Annotated in this window: 14 protein-coding genes, 1 tRNA gene and 1 rRNA gene; 8 read left to right on the top strand and 8 right to left on the bottom strand. The window is 65.5% G+C overall.

Features of this window, described 5'->3' with window-relative positions; all coding sequences use genetic code 11:
• Positions 1 to 94: ribosomal RNA gene (rrf, locus tag ACIP9X_RS14110) — 5S ribosomal RNA — on the top strand; the annotation flags it as partial.
• Positions 95 to 530: 436 nt separating this feature from the next.
• Positions 531 to 1037, top strand: coding sequence for an SRPBCC domain-containing protein (locus ACIP9X_RS14105; protein WP_400480370.1), 507 nt, complete (start codon positions 531 to 533; stop codon positions 1035 to 1037).
• Positions 1038 to 1056: 19 nt separating this feature from the next.
• Here the strand turns inward: ACIP9X_RS14105 and ACIP9X_RS14100 are convergent, their stop codons facing one another.
• A complete protein-coding gene (locus tag ACIP9X_RS14100) occupies positions 1057 to 2070 on the bottom strand; it encodes a LacI family DNA-binding transcriptional regulator (RefSeq protein ID WP_400480369.1) in 1014 nt (337 codons plus the stop codon).
• A 6-nt stretch (positions 2071 to 2076) separates the two neighbouring features.
• Complete coding sequence (locus ACIP9X_RS14095; protein WP_400480368.1) at positions 2077 to 3825, bottom strand: glycoside hydrolase family 13 protein; 1749 nt, start codon at positions 3823 to 3825, stop codon at positions 2077 to 2079.
• Between the two features lie 203 nt (positions 3826 to 4028).
• Here ACIP9X_RS14095 and ACIP9X_RS14090 point away from each other — a divergent pair, with 203 nt between their 5' ends.
• On the top strand, positions 4029 to 5399 hold the full coding sequence (locus ACIP9X_RS14090; protein ID WP_400480367.1) for an FAD-binding oxidoreductase: 1371 nt from the start codon (positions 4029 to 4031) through the stop codon (positions 5397 to 5399).
• An 88-nt stretch (positions 5400 to 5487) separates the two neighbouring features.
• On the opposite strand, the gene ACIP9X_RS14085 is transcribed toward ACIP9X_RS14090, so the two are convergent.
• The 4 genes from ACIP9X_RS14085 to ACIP9X_RS14070 form a co-directional block, all read right to left on the bottom strand.
• On the bottom strand, positions 5488 to 6906 hold the full coding sequence (locus tag ACIP9X_RS14085; protein ID WP_400480366.1) for a DUF4032 domain-containing protein: 1419 nt from the start codon (positions 6904 to 6906) through the stop codon (positions 5488 to 5490).
• A 151-nt stretch (positions 6907 to 7057) separates the two neighbouring features.
• Positions 7058 to 8140 (bottom strand): ABC transporter ATP-binding protein, encoded by a 1083-nt coding sequence (locus ACIP9X_RS14080; RefSeq protein WP_400480365.1) that lies wholly within the window; start codon positions 8138 to 8140, stop codon positions 7058 to 7060.
• Positions 8141 to 8356: 216 nt separating this feature from the next.
• Positions 8357 to 9187, bottom strand: a complete 831-nt coding sequence (gene otsB, locus ACIP9X_RS14075) for a trehalose-phosphatase (RefSeq protein WP_400480364.1) — start codon at positions 9185 to 9187, stop codon at positions 8357 to 8359.
• Positions 9177 to 10679, bottom strand: coding sequence for a trehalose-6-phosphate synthase (locus ACIP9X_RS14070; protein WP_400480363.1), 1503 nt, complete (start codon positions 10677 to 10679; stop codon positions 9177 to 9179). Before ACIP9X_RS14070 ends, otsB begins: the two co-directional genes overlap by 11 nt.
• 178 nt (positions 10680 to 10857) lie before the next feature.
• Between ACIP9X_RS14070 and ACIP9X_RS14065 the strand changes: the two genes are divergently transcribed.
• Both ACIP9X_RS14065 and ACIP9X_RS14060 read left to right on the top strand, forming a co-directional pair.
• Positions 10858 to 11748: a DsbA family protein gene (locus ACIP9X_RS14065; RefSeq protein WP_400480362.1), complete on the top strand. Its 891-nt coding sequence runs from the start codon at positions 10858 to 10860 to the stop codon at positions 11746 to 11748.
• Between the two features lie 157 nt (positions 11749 to 11905).
• Positions 11906 to 11979 (top strand) — tRNA-Thr (locus ACIP9X_RS14060).
• A gap of 68 nt (positions 11980 to 12047) precedes the next feature.
• On the opposite strand, the gene ACIP9X_RS14055 is transcribed toward ACIP9X_RS14060, so the two are convergent.
• Positions 12048 to 12929 (bottom strand): oxygenase MpaB family protein, encoded by an 882-nt coding sequence (locus tag ACIP9X_RS14055; protein WP_400480361.1) that lies wholly within the window; start codon positions 12927 to 12929, stop codon positions 12048 to 12050.
• A gap of 229 nt (positions 12930 to 13158) precedes the next feature.
• Between ACIP9X_RS14055 and katG the strand changes: the two genes are divergently transcribed.
• Positions 13159 to 15453, top strand: a complete 2295-nt coding sequence (gene katG / locus ACIP9X_RS14050) for a catalase/peroxidase HPI (RefSeq protein ID WP_400480360.1) — start codon at positions 13159 to 13161, stop codon at positions 15451 to 15453.
• An 85-nt stretch (positions 15454 to 15538) separates the two neighbouring features.
• Here katG and ACIP9X_RS14045 read toward each other — a convergent pair whose 3' ends face one another.
• Complete coding sequence (locus tag ACIP9X_RS14045; RefSeq protein ID WP_400480359.1) at positions 15539 to 15886, bottom strand: hypothetical protein; 348 nt, start codon at positions 15884 to 15886, stop codon at positions 15539 to 15541.
• Positions 15887 to 16091: 205 nt separating this feature from the next.
• Between ACIP9X_RS14045 and ACIP9X_RS14040 the strand changes: the two genes are divergently transcribed.
• Both ACIP9X_RS14040 and ACIP9X_RS14035 read left to right on the top strand, forming a co-directional pair.
• The gene (locus tag ACIP9X_RS14040; protein ID WP_400480382.1) at positions 16092 to 16394 is read left to right on the top strand and encodes a DUF4193 domain-containing protein; all 303 of its coding nucleotides are present in this window, start codon (positions 16092 to 16094) and stop codon (positions 16392 to 16394) included.
• Between the two features lie 349 nt (positions 16395 to 16743).
• Positions 16744 to 17295: a hypothetical protein gene (locus ACIP9X_RS14035; RefSeq protein WP_400480358.1), complete on the top strand. Its 552-nt coding sequence runs from the start codon at positions 16744 to 16746 to the stop codon at positions 17293 to 17295.
• Positions 17296 to 17347 lie beyond the last annotated feature (52 nt).

Here is a 17347-nt window from a genome sequence, read left to right as displayed (position 1 = left end):
AACGCCCGGTCCCATTCCGAACCCGGAAGCTAAGACCCACAGCGCCGATGGTACTGCACCCGGGAGGGTGTGGGAGAGTAGGTCACCGCCGGACATAAATTACAGCAAGGCCCCGACACCACCGTCGGGGCCTTCGCTCTTTAACAGCCCAACCCCCCGCACCTCCCACCGGAAATCCCAAACCCTTCCGCAGATCCTGCCGGAAATCCCGAAACCCTCCCGCAGATCCCGCGCCTTTTCGGGTAACGCTCCCGCAGATCCTGCGCTTTTTCGGGCAACGCTCCCACAGACAGCCCTGCCAGCACGCCACGCCACGAGTGAGCCTCCCGAACCCACAGCAGGATGTGAAGGAGCGTGCGGCTGGATGCGGCGGGAAGTGCGGGAGCGTGCGGCTGGATGCGGTGGGATGTGCGGGAGCGTCCGGCCGGAGGCGGCGGGATGTGAAGGAGCGTCCGGCTGGAGGCGACGGAATCTGAGGGAGCGTCCAGTACGGCTAAGGGCAGTACGCGCGGGCTGTAAGGTTAATGCCCATGGAAAACCTCTTCAGCCACCCGGCCGCCTCAGGTGCCGACGAGCCTGGCACTCCTGCGGACGTGGATCCGGTGGTCTACGCAGTCGTTGTCCCGGGTTCTGTCTCCCGGGCTTTCATCGGTTTCACAGAACACACGCACCTCTGGTGGCCCATGGAGAGCAACAGCGTTTTCGGCGCCGGCTCCTACGTCGAGTTTGAAGAGAACCTCATTCTTGAAACAGCCGACGACGGCAGGACCACCACCTGGGGCACCATCGATGACTGGCAGCCTCCAATGTCCTTCCACGCGTCCTGGTATCCCGGCTCCACCGCGCTGTGGTCCACAGAGCTGAGGGTCGCCTTCAGATCAGTCGACGGAGGCACAGAAGTGCGCGTGGTCCACGACGGCTGGGAGGGTGCCGAAGACCCCTCCGCCACCCACGCCAAGTATGAGCAGGACTGGCCGGAAGTGCTGGCGCGCTTTGCGAGGTTCATGGGGGCCGGTGCTGACCAGCCTGCGGGCTAAGGGACCGGGGTGCCAGGAGCTACAGTCGCGGCGGCACGGCCGTGCTCCGCCGCACGATGAGCCTTGTCGGGTACTCGGTATGGATGCCGGGGCGGTCCTTGCCCCCGCCCAGTCCTTCCAGGAGCAGGCGCACCGCGAGTGCCCCTTGGCCGTGCGGATCCTGGTCAATGGTGGTGAGGCCAAAGAGCTCTCCGAGCTCGTGTCCGTCCATCCCGATGACCGAGAAATCCCCAGGAATCCTCAGCCCGAAGTCACGCGCCCCGAGGATGGCGCCGATGGCCATCTCGTCGGAAGCGGCAAAGAGTGCAGTGGGACGCTCTGCGGATGCACCCAGGAGCTGCCTGGCCGCCGCGTAGCCGCCCTGGATCGTGAAGTCCGCCGTGACGGTCCACTCTGGCCGGACTTCAAGTCCGGCAGCCAGCAGAGCCCGTTCATAACCGGCCAGGCGCGTGCGGGGAATCTTAAAGTCAGGTTCGTACACCGAGTCCCCGGACAGATGCGCGATCCTGGAGTGCCCCAGCTGGATCAGGTGATTGACCGCCGCCTCGGACAGGCCGGCATCGTCAATGCTGATGGTCGAGGCGCCCTTGAGGGCCCCGCCGATGCCCACAATGGGCCGGTGGACGGCCAGCATCTGCTGGATCTCCTCGTCGGTGAGCGCCAGCGCCACGGCTATGACCGCATCCACCCGCTTGCGGAGCAGGAAGTCGTGCAGGACGCTCTGCCGGCGGTTGGCTTCGGTGACGTTGTACAGGGTGAGGTCGTACCCGGCATCCAGCAGCGCCGCAGACACCCCTTCTGCCACAGAGGAGAAGTACCAGCGGTTGATGGTGGGCACCACGAGGCCGATGTTGTAGTTCCGGCCGGATGCAAGGCTGGACGCCTGGTAGGACGGTACGAATCCCAGGTCCGCCGCCGCCGCCTGGGCACGGGCACGGCTCGCCGGCGAGACATTGCCCTTGCCGCTCAGCGCTCTCGAGACGGTGGCAACGGAGAGGCCGGCACGTTCAGCAACGTCCTTGATGCCGGCCATCTTCCCCTAGCTCCCCGCGTCGGCTGCTGAAACCCTCAACCAAACCGTCTCCCCAGAGCCTAATCCACGCCAGCCACTGTCCGGGGCGTGAACCCCGCCCGAGCTGCGCAGCAGCACGTCGCCGGCAGGCAAACCAAGGGTGTCCTGGCCGACGTTCATGACCACCAGGACGTCACCGTTGAGGAACGCCAGCGAAGAGGAGCTGCACAGTTCTTCTGCCCAGGACAGCGAGCCGCGGCCGAGGCCGAGTTCGCGGCGCAGGCTGAGCATGCGCCGGTACAGGTTCAAGTGCGACGACGGGTCCCCGGCTTGGGCGTCCCGGGCCAGTTCCGTAAAGCTCGCCGGCTGCGGCAGCCAGGGGTCCTGTCCGGGGCCGAAACCGTTGTGCTTTTCGGATGCACGCCACGGCAGCGGAACACGGCAGCCGTCACGTCCCAAACGTTCACCGCCGGTGCGCGCGAATGTCGGATCCTGGCGCTGGTGGTCCGGGATGTCGATGCCGTCCGGAAGCCCGAGTTCCTCGCCCTGGTAGAGGTAGGCGCCGCCCGGCAAGCCCAGCATGAACAGGGTGGCCGCGGCGGCGCGGGTCCGGCCCAGCCCGTGGTCCGGCTGCGGGTCAACCGGCCCGATCCCGTCGCCGTCCCGGGGACCCGACCAGTAGTACCCGAAGCGGGTGGCGTGCCGGACGACGTCGTGGTTGGACAGTACCCAGGTGCTTGGCGCGCCGACTGCATCCAGCGACGTCAGGGACTCGGTGATGACGTGCCTCAGCCGGGGGACGTCCAGGCCGGCGTGCAGGTAGGGGAAATTGAATGCCTGGTGCATTTCATCGGGCCGGACCCACTGGGCCAGCCGCGGCAGCGGATCCACGTTTGCCTCCGCACACATGATGCGGTCAGGGCCGTATTCCTCGAGGATGAGGCGCCATTTCCGGAAGATGTCGTGCAGTGCGGGCTGGCCGAACATGGGCGCCTCGTGCCCGGGAAACCCGTCGGTGGTGCCGCCGTCCGCGCGGCCGCCCCAAGCCGGGAGCCCGGGGGCCTTGACCAGTGCATGTGCCACGTCCACCCGGAATCCTGAAACGCCGCGGTCGAGCCAGAAGCGCAGTACACGCTCAAATTCCTCGTGCACGGACTGGTTGTCCCAGTTGAAGTCAGGCTGGGAGGAATCGAAGAGGTGCAGGTACCACTGGCCTGCCGAACCGTCCGGTTCCGTGATGCGCGTCCACGCCGGGCCTCCGAAGTGGGACTGCCAGTTGTTGGGCGGCTCTTCCCCGGCGGCTCCGGTGCCGTCACGGAAGATGAACATATCCCGCTCGGGGCTTCCGGGCCCTGCGGCCAGCGCAGTCTGGAAATCGCGGTGCTGGGACGAACAGTGGTTGGGGACCAGGTCAACGATCACCCTGATCCCCAGGCGGTTCGCCTCAGCGATCATTCCGTCAAAGTCGCCCAGCGAGCCAAAGATCGGGTCCACGTCGCAGTAATCGCTCACGTCGTAGCCGCCGTCGCGCTGGGGTGAACGGTAGAAGGGGGAGAGCCACACCGCGTCGATGTCCAGCTCTGCCAGTTGCGGCAGCTCCTCTGTGATGCCGGCGAAATCGCCGATCCCGTCCCCGTTCATGTCCCGGAACGAGCGGGGGTAGACCTGGTAAATGACAGCCGACCGCCACCAGCCGTGGGAGTTGTCCGGCGCATGGACCGGTGTCAGGGTTCCGGTCAGCGGTGCGGCTGTGAGCAGCATTGAGTCAACAGACATTGGGCAAGCTTAGACGTAGGTCACACGCGATTGGAAGCGCTTCCAACCAAAGTGCCCTTGACAGTTCGAGTCAAGACGAACGACAAACCAGCACTGAGCCAGCTTTCACTGGAAGCGCTTGCACCGCCGCAGGCCGCTGAAGGGGGAGTGGAGTCCGGCCGGGCCCTAGACTTGAACCACGTGTGACGTGAACGGGAGATCTAATGGGCAGCATCGCTGACGGGCTAACTTCAACGCTGGGTCCGGCCAAGGTCGTGCAGGAGCCAGCCGTGCTGGCTGCCTACGCCGTGGACCAAGCCCCGGTTCTGGACTATCAGCAGCCGCTCGCGGTTGTCTTTGCGGAATCCGTTCCCGACGTCCAGGCCACGGTCAGGATGTGCGCCGAGCTGCAGATTCCTCTGGTGGCCCGCGGAGCCGGCACGGGGGTCTCCGGCGGCGCCCACGCCACCGAGGGCTGTGTCGTTCTGAGTCTGCAACGGATGAACCGCATCCTGGACCTTAACCCGGACGACGAGACCGCCGTCGTCGAACCGGGAGTGATCAACGCGGACCTGAACGACGCCGCGGCGGCGCACGGGCTGATGTTCGCACCTGACCCCGCAAGTTTCCGGGTGTCCACGATCGGCGGCAATGTGGCCACCAACGCGGGCGGGCTGCGGTGCGCCAAGTACGGCGTCACGCGTGATTCTGTGCTGGCGCTGGATGTGGTGCTCGCGGACGGTTCCCTGATCCATACCGGCCACCAGACGTTCAAGGGTGTAGCGGGCTACGACCTGACCGGACTGTTCGTGGGGTCCGAGGGAACCCTGGGCATCGTCGTCGGCGCCACCGTGCGCCTGCGGTACCTGCCCCGCGAGGTACACACGATCGCCGCCTTCTATCCCGATTTCCGGCAGGCTGCGGCAGGTGTTTTGGCGGTGGGCAAGGCCCGCGTGCAGCCGGCCATCATGGAACTGCTCGACGGCGGGACGCTCGCGCAGCTGGATGAGATCCACGGTTCGGACCTCGCTGTAAGGGGCAAATCCCTCCTGCTGGTCCAGACTGACGGCTTCGGGGCAGGGGCGGAGGCCGACATCGTGCGGCGTGTCCTTGCTGCGGGCGGAGCCGTGGTGACCGCCGAAGCCAATGAGGAGGCCGAACGCCTGGTGGAACTGCGGCGCAACAGCCGCGGCGTCGAGGTGGACGATCAGTACCGGGTGGGCGAGGACGTCGCGGTGCCCCGTTCCAGGCTGGTGGACTATGTGGCCGCCCTTGAATCCCTGGCCGAGGTGCACGAGGTGAAGCTCAAGGTGGTGGCGCACGCCGGGGACGGCAATCTCCATCCCACGTTCTGGGTGGACCGCGTGAATGAGCTCGTCGACGCCGCAGCCATGCTCCGCCTGAACAAAGCTCTGGACGCATCAATCGCCGTTGCTCTGGACATGGGCGGCACCATCACGGGGGAGCACGGCATCGGCCAGTACAAGCTGCGCTGGCTGCACCTGGAACAGCCGCAGCCCATCCGCGAGCTGCAGCGGCGGGTCAAAGAGCTTTTCGACCCGCAGGGGATCCTCAACCCGGGCAAGGCAATTTAGCCGGCAGGCAATCCAGCCAGGCAGTCAGCCCGGAGAGGCGACCCGAGCCGGGCGCCCAGCTGCGGGACAAACCAAGCCCGGCCGCAGCTTAGTCGTCCGAGTCGGGGTACTCCTCGATCGATTCGTCGGCGCCGTAGCGTGACTGCTCGGTCTCCACCTCGAGGATTTTCAGCAGCTCTGTATCGGGGTTCAGCATGATTGCCGCCTCATCCCGGCGGTGGCGCAGGATGGAATCGATGTAGGACTGCACGGCCTCAGCCAGCGGAATGTGGCGCTCCTGCTTTTCGGACATGTACCAGCGGTGCTCCAGCACTTCATGGACGGCTTCTGCCGGTTCCAGCTTTCCGGAGAGGTCGCGGGGGATCGAGCGCACGATCGGTTCGAAGATCTGGCTCACCCAGAGGTGGGCGCTGTATTCCTCGTCCATGTTCGGGTTATTGTCCGCCCGGAACGAGTCCATGTCGTTGAGCAGGCGCCGGGCCTGGTTCTCCTGGGCGTCCAGGCCGGTGAGCCGGAGCAGGCGCCGCTGGTGATGGCCGGCGTCGACGACTTTGGGCTGGAGCTGGATGGTGGTGCCGTTCTGCGTCGTCTTGATGGCGTATTCCTCGACGTCGAAGCCCAGCTCGTTCAGGCGCCGGATGCGGGCACCAACGCGCCAGCGCTCACCCAGCTCAAAGGATTCCTTTTCGGTCAGTTCCGTCCACAGGCGGCGGTAGCTTTCCATGATGAGTTCGCTCGTGGCCACCGGATCCACCTTCTCCTCGATCAGGCCGCCGTCGAGGAGGTCCATGAGTTCACCGGCGATATTGACCCGCGCGATTTCGAGGTCGTATTCGCGCTGTCCGGTGGACAGGTCGGGGTAGAGCTCACCCGTTTCGGCGTCCACGAGGTATGCCGCGAAGGCGCCCGCGTCGCGGCGGAACAGCGTGTTGGAGAGCGACACGTCGCCCCAGTAGAAGCCGATGAGGTGCAGGCGCACCATCAGCAGGGCCTGCGCGTCGATGAGGCGGGTCAGCGTGTCCTTGCGCAGCATCTGGGAGAACAGCGCACGGTACGGCATGGAAAACTTCAGGTGCCGGGTGACCAGCACCGGGTTCAGCGGCTTGCCGTCGAGCGTCGTGCGGCCGGTGATGACGGCAACCGGCTCCACGCATGGCACGTCCAAGCGGGCCAGCTTGCGCAGCATGTGATACTCGTGCCGGGCAACGTGCTCGGAGGTCTCCTTGATGGCGATGACCGAACCGCCCAGGTGCGCGAAACGGACGATGTGCCGTGAGATGCCGCGGGGGAGGGCTGCGAGGTGTTCCGCGGGCCAGTCCTCAAGGGCGATGTGCCACGGCAGGTCCAGCAACTCCGGATCGGCGGCGGCTGCCGTGATGTTCAGGTTGCTGGCGACCGAGGACGCCTTGTCGTCGTTTGCACTCGCGGCCTCGAACCTCGGCAGCTTGCCGATCTGTCCATAGTCGGTGGGTTCGTCGTGCCACTGGGCGCTGTGTTCCTCGGTCATGGGTCAATTCTTCCGTACGTAGGGGCAGGGCACCTAAAGAAGGCGGTGGCGCCGGTGCCACCCAAGGTGGCTTAACGCCCGACGGCGGCCCTTCCGGTGAGAGGAGGGCCGCCGTCGGTTTCATGCGGGCTAGGGTGCCGGTGGGTGGGGACTAGTCGCCCAGGCGCTCGCCGGTCTTGGTGTCGAACAGGTGGACGTGGCCGGACTGCGGACGGACCCAGATGGACTCGCCCTTCATCGGGGGCCTGCGGCCGTCGACGCGTGCCACGATGTCGTGGCTCTTGCCGTCCAGCGTGGTGTGGCCGTAGACGTAAGCGTCGGCGCCGAGCTCTTCGACGACGTCCACCTCAACCTGGATGCCTTCGCCCTGGGGAGCGGTCTCCAGGTCTTCGGGGCGGCTGCCCAGGGTGACGGTCGTGCCGTGGGCCTCTTCGAGGACGTTGCGCGGAACAGGGTAGACGGTGCCGCCGAACTGCACGCCGCCGTCGACGACCGGGAGTTCGAGGAGGTTCATGGCGGGGGAGCCGATGAAGCCCGCAACGAAGACGTTCTTGGGGCGGTCGTACAGGTTGCGGGGGGTGTCCACCTGCATCAGCAGGCCGTCCTTGAGCACGGCAACCCGGTCACCCATGGTCATCGCCTCGACCTGGTCGTGGGTCACGTACACGGTGGTGACGCCGAGGCGGCGGGTCAGGGATGCAATCTGGGTGCGGGTCTGGACGCGGAGCTTGGCGTCCAGGTTGGAGAGCGGCTCGTCCATGAGGAAGACCTGCGGGTTACGGACGATTGCACGGCCCATGGCAACACGCTGGCGCTGACCACCGGAAAGTGCCTTCGGCTTGCGGTCCAGGTACGGCTCGAGGTCCAGGAGCTTGGCAGCTTCACGGACGCGCTCGGCACGTTCCTCCTTGCTTACGCCTGCGATCTTCAGCGCGAAGCCCATGTTGTCCGCCACGGTCATGTGGGGGTAGAGGGCGTAGTTCTGGAAAACCATCGCGATGTCGCGGTCCTTGGGCGGAACGTCGGTGACATCGCGGTCGCCAATGAGGATACGGCCGGCGTTTACGTCCTCCAGGCCTGCGAGCATGCGCAGGGAGGTGGACTTACCGCAACCGGAGGGTCCCACGAGGACCAGGAATTCGCCGTCGGCGATTTCGATGTTGAGCTTGTCAACAGCGGGCTTTTCTGTGCCCGGGTACAGACGCGTAGCGTTGTCAAAAGTAACTGTTGCCACAGTTATCAATCCCTTCACCGGCAGGTACGTGCCGGACGATCCGTAGTGAATGGTTCATGTAATTCAGTTATTAGCTCCCCGGCCGAAGCCGAGGAGCATCGCGTGACGCCGCACGGTTCCTGTGCGCCACATCACAAGCAAGAGTATGTCAGATTTATCTAGAGTGGACGCAAATGTTACGGAGCTCACACGTGAGGTTCGTAACGCGTTCTTCTCTCATGCGGGCTGTGACACCGACTTGCGGCGTTCCCTCAGCAGGGTTTCCAGCAGCTCGGCGATGTGCACAGGGGCCTCCACCCGGAACTGGGCCTGCGTGAAGTCCAGGCCCACCTTTACGCCGACGTCGCCGGGGCCGAGCCTGCCAAGGGCATCCTCGTCAGTGACGTCATCCCCGGCGAAAAGGACAGCCGTGGCCCCGGTGGCCTGCTTGAGGAAGTCGACTCCCTCTCCCTTGGAGGCGTGAACCACGGACGTTTCCAGCACCCGCTTGCCGTTTTTGAGGTGGACGCCCGCGAGGTCCTGAAGCGCCGCCCGTGCGGCGGCCACGGCGTCCTCAGCCACGTCGTCGGCCGCGAGGCGGGTGTGGAGGACCACGCCGGCCGGCTTTTCTTCCAGGAGCGTGCCGGGTGCGAGCTCCACAATTCCCTCCAGGATGGCGCGGACCTCGGCCAGCAGCGCCAGCTGCTCCGGGTCCAGGACGAGCGGCGCGGAACCGGGACCCAGCCAGGCCTCGGCCCCGTGGCTGCCGATGAGCAGCGTCTCGTCGGGAGGCGAGGCGACCGACCGCAGACTGTCCAATGCCCTGCCGGAGATGAGTGCCGTCGTCGTGCGCGGAAGGGTGGCCAGCTCCTTAAACGCCGCGGCGGAGCGCGGCAGCGGGCGGGCGTCTCCGGCGTGGTCAACGAGCGGCGAGATGGTGCCGTCGAAATCCATGGCGATCAGCAGCTGCTCGGTGCCGGCGATCTGCCGCACGGCCTCCAGCAGCTCCGGCGAAAGGGTCAGCGGCGTGCTCTCACGGGGATGGCCGGGGCCTGACTCATGAGTCATCGCGGACCACCTTCTCGTTGAGGGCGTGCAGGAAGTCGGCGGACCAGTGGTCGACGTCGTGGTCCAGGATCTGCTTGCGCATGGCGCGCATGCGGCGCGCCGATTCCCGGGGGGACATGTTGACGGCCCGCATCACCGCGTCTTTGAGCCCGTCGATGTCGTGCGGATTCATCAGCAGAGCCTGCTTGAGCTGGTCGGCCGCCCCTGCGAATTCGCTGAGGACCAGGGCGCCGTCGTTGTTCGTCCGGGCCGTGACGTATTCCTTGGCCACGAGGTTCATGCCGTCCCGGAGCGCGGTGACGAGCATGACGTCGGCGGCCAGGTAGAGCGCCACCATTTCCTCGATGGGGTAGCTGTGGTGCAGGTACCTTACGGCGGTGTTTTCAAGGGTGTCGTAGGTCCCGTTGATGTGGCCGACAGTGCCTTCCACCTCTTCCCGGAGGAGGCGGTACTGTTCCACGCGCTCGCGGCTGGGGCTGGCTACCTGGATCAGTGTTGCGTCGCCAACAGTGAGCTTTCCCTCGTTGAGGAGCTCCTCGAAGGCCTTGAGCCGGTGCCGGATGCCCTTCGTGTAGTCGAGCCGGTCAACGCCCAGCAGGATGGTCTTGGGGTTGCCGAGGTCCTGCCGGATCTGGCGCGACCTCTCGATGATGTCAGGGTTGTTGGCGAGCTCGGTGATCTGCCGGACGTCAATGGAGATCGGGAAGGACTGGGCGCGGGCGATGTGCGTCATGTCGCCGTTCTGGCCCCTGACATGGACCTGTTGCTGCTTGACGCTCGCGCCGAGGAAGCGCCGTGCCGAGCGCATGAAGTTACCGGCGTCGCTGCTGCGCTGGAAGCCCACGAGGTCGGCGCCCAGCAGGCCGTCAATAATCGCCTGGCGCCAGGGGAGCTGGGCGAAGATTTCCGGCGGCGGGAACGGGATGTGGTTGAAGAAGCCGATCCGCAGGTCCGGACGCGCCTCGCGCAGCATCCGCGGCACGAGCTGGAGCTGGTAGTCCTGCACCCACACCGTAGCGCCGTGGTCGGCATGGCGGACGACGGCGTCGGCGAACCTTCTGTTGACCTTGCGGTAAGAATCCCACCAGGTCCTGTGGAACTCCGGCGGGGCGATGACGTCGTGGTACAGCGGCCAGAGCGTGGCGTTGGAAAAGCCTTCGTAATACAGCTCAACGTCATCGGTGCTCAGCTGCACCGGGACCAGGTCCATGCTGCCGTGGCTGAACGGTTTCACCGTTTCGTCGGGGGCACCGTGCCAGCCCACCCAGGCACCGTCGGTCTTGGTCATCATGGGTGCCAGTGCGGTCACCAGGCCGCCGGGGGAACGGCGCCAGCCGGAGCCGTCGTCGCCCTGCTCCCCGGGAGCGCAGCGGTCCACCGGCAGGCGGTTGGACACCACCATGAAGTCATACAGCGTGGCGGGTGAGTTGCTTTCGGACCCAGCCCCGCCCTCCGCATTTGTCTCCGGTTTGTCGCGTTCAGGTCGTTGCATTGCGCCCCCTGGGGTTGCTTGTGGATCTCTGTCAACCCTAACGGGCCGGAATCTTACGTGCTATTCATCCGTTGGGCAGACTGAAGGAATACTTGAAGGCGCAAGCTCCGGGCTTTCCCCCTAAACTGGGAGAGTTGCCCCTGGTGGTCCGCACCTGTCCGATCGACACGAGGAACTAATGAGCCCCGCAAACGAAGCCCGCAAGTCCAAAGCTGAGCGCACAGCAGAGGCCCGCGACAAAGCCCGCCAGATCCGTGAAGCGCAGCAGAAGAAGGACAAGCGGAACAAGTTGCTGATCGGCTGGGGAATCGTGGCCGCGGTGGTGGCCATCCTCGTTGTGGTGGGCCTCGTCGTCAGCACGAGCCTGCAGAACAACGCCCCGGTGGCGGACCAGGGCCCCACGCCGGCCAACGGAAACGTCCACGGCGGCGTCACCCTGCTGAAGGGCACCGAGGTGGCCAAGACCGAGTCCGCGACGGTGAACGTGGCAGACCTGCCAGAGCCCGCGGCGTCGGCGCCTGCGACCATCGCGGCGCCCGGCGCGGAAGCTGAGGCCGGCAAGCCGGTCAAGGTTGTCCTCTACATCGACTTCATCTGCCCCGCCTGCAAGAACTTCGAGGCGCAGTTCAACGAGACCCTTACGTCCCTCCGCGACGAAGGCAAGATCACCGTGGAGTACCGCGCTCTGGGCTTCCTGGACAGCCGTTCCACCACCAACTACTCCTCCCGTGCAGCCAACGCCGCCGCCTGCGTCGTAAATGAGTCCCCCGAGAAGTACGCGGAGTTTGTGGATACCCTGTTCGCCAACCAGCCGGCCGAAGGCGGCCCCGGACTCTCCGACGACGAGCTGAAGAAGCTCGCCACGGACATCGGCGCCAAGAGCATCGACACCTGCATCGAAGAAAAGCGCTACCGTCCCTGGGTGAAGTACACCACCCAGGAAGCGGCTGCCATTGGCGTCGCCGGCACCCCGACCGTCCTCGTGGACGGCAAGCAGTGGGGCAAGGGAGACAGTGCACAGACCGAATTCCCGGCCTTCCTCGACGCGGCCATCAAGGCCAAGGCCTAGTCCTGCAGCAGCCTTAGGGGCAGCCTATGCAGCAGCTTCAGCGGCGGCGGCCCGCACCCCGGATCGGACCGGGAGGCGGGCCGCCGCCGTTTTTACCTGCGGGCAGTCCTTGGGCTAATCTTGACTAGCGCCACATGGCGCCCACCCTGACGGGTGTGCCTCCTTAGCTCAGTTGGCCAGAGCACCGCTCTTGTAAAGCGGGGGTCGTCGGTTCGAATCCGACAGGGGGCTCCGAGAAGGCCCTGAAGTGCGGTTTTACTTCCGCAGTTCGGGGCCTTTTGCACTTTAGGCCCCTGGACTCAATTGCTCCGGTGTCTCGCGCTCATGACATTGAGCGGGCCGACGTCGGCCAGCTGATAGCCGTGGGGATAAACCGGGGTAAGCGGCTGACCGGACCTGAAGCTTGGTTCTGCGCGCAAGGGAGTATGGCGACGGATCTCGTTGCGAACTGCCAATCCGGCATCAAGCACGACCCGTGACCACCATGTGCTCCGGGGGAGTCCGAGCGCTTCGGTGAGCCGCGCGTCGTCGAGCATTGTGCCGATCATGAGCCTTGTCAGCGGGTGGAGCACCCGCGGCTGCATGCTTTGAAACACCTCTACCGTTGCCTTCATGAGTGCCCGGCCCGCCGGGCTGGGGCCGACTCTCCGGCTTTCGTAGTCGTCGAAGAAGACCTCGGCCTCATCGAAGGTGGCAGGGATGTTGGAGATGTGCATCCTGGAGCCCAGTTCCGTGAAAAAACGGATTGCGGCGTCTCTTTCGGTCTGGGTGGGTTTCCGCCAGCCGTGGCGTTGAGTCCACCGCATGGGGACAACCAGGAGCGTCATCAGGACATACAGGTAATCTTCATCGCTGCCGGGAACGTGGCGGTGAACGCGGTTCAGCAAAGCTGTCATCTGCCGGCCGCGCCCGGAATCCAGTCCGTTTGCGATGAGTTCATAGATGACGATGGCAGTGTCAAAGGAACGCTTCAAGGGACGGGCAGGGATTTCCCCGTTTGTGACAAGAGTGTCTGAACCGGATGGAATGGCGAAATTCCGGTAGTACGCGAGGAGGAAACCGAGCTTCATGTCCTCGGCAAGGTCGAAAAGGGCCATCTGTCTGAAGGTCTGCTCCCAGTCCTCCGGATCCCTGGCTGCTTGCCGGCCCAGGCTCTGCACGAGAGATGGATGAAGACGCATGGTAGGGGACCTCCATGGCGGAGACGAACACCTTAAAACGCCAACCGAGAGGTTCACGACGACGATGTCCCTCCATCGTAGGACGGGCCGCAGGGAGATTCGAGGAGTTACCGCAAACGGGTCTGCGAAGCGGAGGGGGCTGTCCTCGCGCCGTCCGCTCATGGTCAGATAGGAGGGTTAGACCGGCTGCCCGAGTCCGACCGCGGCCTCGGCCTATGGAAGGAAGCACATGACCGATCGCCAGGACCATCCCCCTGTCCCCACTCCGGGAAGCGCCCAAGGTCTGGACCGCAAGGTTGAGGGTGGGTGTCCGGTCGCCCATGACAGCGTGACCTCGCACGGCAGCGAGAGCGAGAACCCGGCGATCGACTCGCCGCAGCCCAAGGCCCACCGGCCCCGGACGAACGCGGACTGGTGGCCGAACCAGATCGACCTCTCGGTGCTCCATGCGAACCATCCGGCAGGCAACCCGCTCGCCCCCGGCTTCAGCTACCGGGAGGAGTTCCAGAAGCTCGACGTCGAGGCGCTGAAGCAGGACATTATCAAGGTCCTGACCACGTCGCAGGACTGGTGGCCGGCGGACTTCGGGCACTATGGCGGCCTGATGATCCGGCTGAGCTGGCACGCTGCCGGCACCTACCGGGTCCACGACGGCCGCGGCGGCGCGGGTGAAGGCAGCCAGCGCTTCGCCCCGCTGAACAGCTGGCCGGACAACGCCAACCTGGACAAGGCCCGCCGGCTGCTGTGGCCGGTGAAGCAGAAGTACGGCCAGAAGATCTCGTGGGCGGACCTGCTGGTCCTCGCGGGCAACGTCGCCCTGGAGTCCATGGGCTTCAAGACCTTTGGGTTCGCCTTCGGCCGTGAGGACGTGTGGGAGCCCGAGCAGATCTTCTGGGGACCGGAGGACACCTGGCTGGGCGACGAGCGCTACATCGGCGAGGGCTCCATGGCGGAGGAGGTCGGCTCCACCGAGATGGGCCTGATCTACGTCAACCCCGAGGGCCCGATGGGCAACCCGGATCCCAAGCTCGCTGCGTCGTTCATTCGCGAGACCTTCAAACGGATGGCGATGAACGACGAGGAGACCTTCGCCCTGATCGCCGGCGGCCACACCTTCGGCAAGACCCACGGCGCCGGTGACGCCGACGCGCACGTCGGCCCCGAGCCGGAGGCTGCCGACCTCGAGGCGCAGGGCCTGGGCTGGCTCAGCACCTATGGCAGCGGCAAGGCCGGCGACACGATCACCTCCGGGCTCGAGGTCACCTGGACCGATCGGCCGACGGAGTGGAGCAACCGCTTCCTGGAGATTCTGTTCGAGTACGAGTGGGAGCTCACCAAGAGCCCGGCCGGTGCTCACCAGTGGGTCGCCAAGGATGCCCCGGAGATCATCCCGGACGCGCACGACCCGGAGAAGAAGCACCGCCCGACCATGCTCACGACCGACCTGTCCCTGCGCTTCGACCCGATCTACGAGAAAATCGGGCGACGCTTCCTGGAGAACCCGGACGAGTTCGCGCTGGCATTCGCCAAGGCCTGGTACAAGCTGCTGCACCGTGACATGGGTCCGGTGGGCCCGCACATGCTCGGCCCCTGGGTCCCGGAGCCGCAGCTCTGGCAGGACCCCGTACCGGCCGTGGACCACGGGCTGATCGACCAGCAGGACATCGCCGCGCTCAAATCCCAGCTCCTGGACTCAGGCCTCTCCGTCTCCCAGCTCGTCACCACGGCGTGGGCCTCGGCTTCCACCTTCCGCAAGACCGACAAGCGCGGCGGCGCCAACGGCGCGCGCATCCGACTGGAGCCCCAGCGCGGCTGGGAGGTCAACGAGCCCGAGCGGCTGGCGGCTGCGCTGCAGGCGGTCGAGGCGGTGCAGCAACAGTTCAACAGCGGCCAGAACGGTGGCAAGAAGGTCTCGCTGGCGGACCTGATCGTCCTCGGCGGCTGCGCGGCCGTAGAGAAGGCCGCGAGGGACGCCGGCTTCGCCGTCACGGTGCCCTTCACTCCGGGCCGGACCGACGCCTCCCAAGACGAGACCGACGTCGAGGCGATCCAGTACCTGCAGCCCCGGGCGGACGGGTTCCGCAACTACGTCCGCCCCGGCGAGAAGCTCCAGCCCGAGACCCTCCTGCTCGACAAGGCCTACCTGCTGGACCTCTCCGCGCCGGAGCTGACGGTGCTTATCGGTGGCATGCGTGCACTGGGCGCCAACGTCGGCGGTTCCGCCCACGGCGTCCTCACCGACAGGCCCCAGGTCCTGACGAACGACTTCTTCGTCAACCTGCTCTCCCCGGGCACCCGGTGGAAGGCATCGGAGGCGGAGGAGAACGTCTACGAGATCAGCGACGTCGCCACCGGCGAGCTGAAGTGGACCGCCACCCCCGTTGACCTGGTCGTCGGCTCCAACTCGCAGCTCCGCGCGCTTGCGGAGGTCTACGCGAGTGAGGACGCCAGGGAGAAATTCGTCAACGACTTCGTGGCGGCCTGGGCGAAGGTCATGGAGCTCGACCGGTTCGACCTGCGCTGACCGAAGCGTCCGGGGCCGGCTGCAGATGCGGCCGGCCCCGGAGCAAGTGGCTCACCCGCCGGAAGCGGCTGAACCACGGAGGGCCTTAGTCGCCGTCGATCTGCTCCAGCAGGTCCTTAGCCGCCTTGGCGATATCCTCGTGGTCGTACTGCGCTGCACGGCTTTCCAGCGAAATGATGGCGCAGCGGTGCACTTTCTTGAAGTCACCGAACGGGAAACTGACGCTGCCCTTGGTGCCGTCCGACTGTTCCCGGTCAATGCCGAGGTGCCACTTCGAGAACTCCTCAAAGCCCTGCTTGTCGATGAACGAGTTTTCCTCGTCGGTCGAGGGGGCGTGTTCGCTCCAGTCGTCGCGGATGTCCCGCTCGACCTTTCCCTTTTTCACCAGTGCTCGGGCGTTGTCGAGGGCCTTGCGGTTGAGTCTGGTTGCCATGAGGTGCCTCCCTGCCCGAGAAAAGTGGACTTTTCGTTCAGGCTAAAACGGACGACGGCGAGCCGCCAGCCCCCGGGCGGATCAGCCCGACGGGGCCCGGATTGTCGGCTTGGCCACACTAGTCTTCCCTTTTGCGCCCTATGACCTAAACTGCTTCACTGAGGTGCCTGAAATGGCGCTGCGCAGCAACGAAAGTGAACACGTTATGGCTACCGATTACGACGCCCCACGCAAGACAGAAGAAGAGAATCCCTCCGAATCGTTGGAGGCCCTTCAGGCGTCCCGCGGCGGCGGCGCGCAGACCGCGGTTATTGACGTGGATGAGAACGATACGGCCGAGGGCATCGACCTTCCGGGAGCGGATCTCTCCAACGAAGAACTGACGGTCATTGTTGTTCCGGAGCAGTCCGACGAATTTACCTGCTCCTCCTGCTTTCTGGTGCGCCACCGGTCCCAGGTCGCGCGTGAAAAGAACGGCATGAAGTACTGCCGCGACTGCGAAGGCTGATACAGCCCCGGGCGGAGGCCCTGCGCCCATCTTGCGGCGCGCCCCAGTAGCACGGCAAAGCGAGACGCCCGCAACCCGACAGGGACGCCGGCGTCTCGCTTTTCTGTGCCCGCAGTGCGTTTGAGCCGTACCGCCGCGATATTGGCCGTTACCGGCGGTAACAGCGATGTAGAGAAAGGGCTACGAACGCCTCTCGACGTCCCCAAAAACCGCCCCGGAATTACGGTCCCGTGATCGGTTTCCCGGCGGTTTAACGGTTGCACGAAGAACCGGAAACATCCCTCGTCTCGGGCTTTTGGCGCTCCTACGCTGGAGTTATCCAATCACTCACACCCGAAAGGGGTGCTACATGAAAAAACTAAGCGCCTGGCTGACAGCCATCATTGTGGCTCTCGGGCTGGGCCTGCTGGTTCCGGGGTCCGCCTCCGCAACCACTTCCTACTGCGGTTTGGTCTGGGGCTCGCTGGCCAAGGCCAACCAGACCATGAGCGCCGCATCGGTAACCAATGTGCGCTCGGGGCAGCACTACTGCTTCGACCGCCTGGTCATCGACGTCAAGGGCAAGGCAACCGGCTACAACGTCCGCTACGTCTCGAAGGTTGTACAGGACGGCTCCGGACTTCCCATCAAGCTGAGGGGCGGTGCATTCCTGCAGGTCACCGCCCACTCGCCCAGCTATGACAGCGCCACGGGCAAGGCCACCTTCGTGCCGGCCAACCGCTCCGAGGTGACCAACGTTTCGAAGTACCAGACGTTCCGGCAGGTTGCCTGGGCGGGCAGCTTCGAGGGTTACACCACGCTGGGACTCGGCGTCCGCGCCCGGCTTCCCTTCAAGGTCTTTACCCTTGCCGGTCCCGGCAACGGCTCCAGGCTCGTGATCGACGTCGCCCACCATTGGTGACGGCCAGCAAAGCCACTTAAACAAGCGGCGCCCCGCTCCAGGGAGGAGGCGG

This window comes from Arthrobacter sp. NPDC093125 (genome assembly GCF_044754225.1).
Taxonomy (GTDB): domain Bacteria; phylum Actinomycetota; class Actinomycetes; order Actinomycetales; family Micrococcaceae; genus Arthrobacter.
The sequence above is the reverse complement of the archived record's forward strand: the minus strand, read 5'-3'. Positions and strand labels throughout refer to the sequence as shown.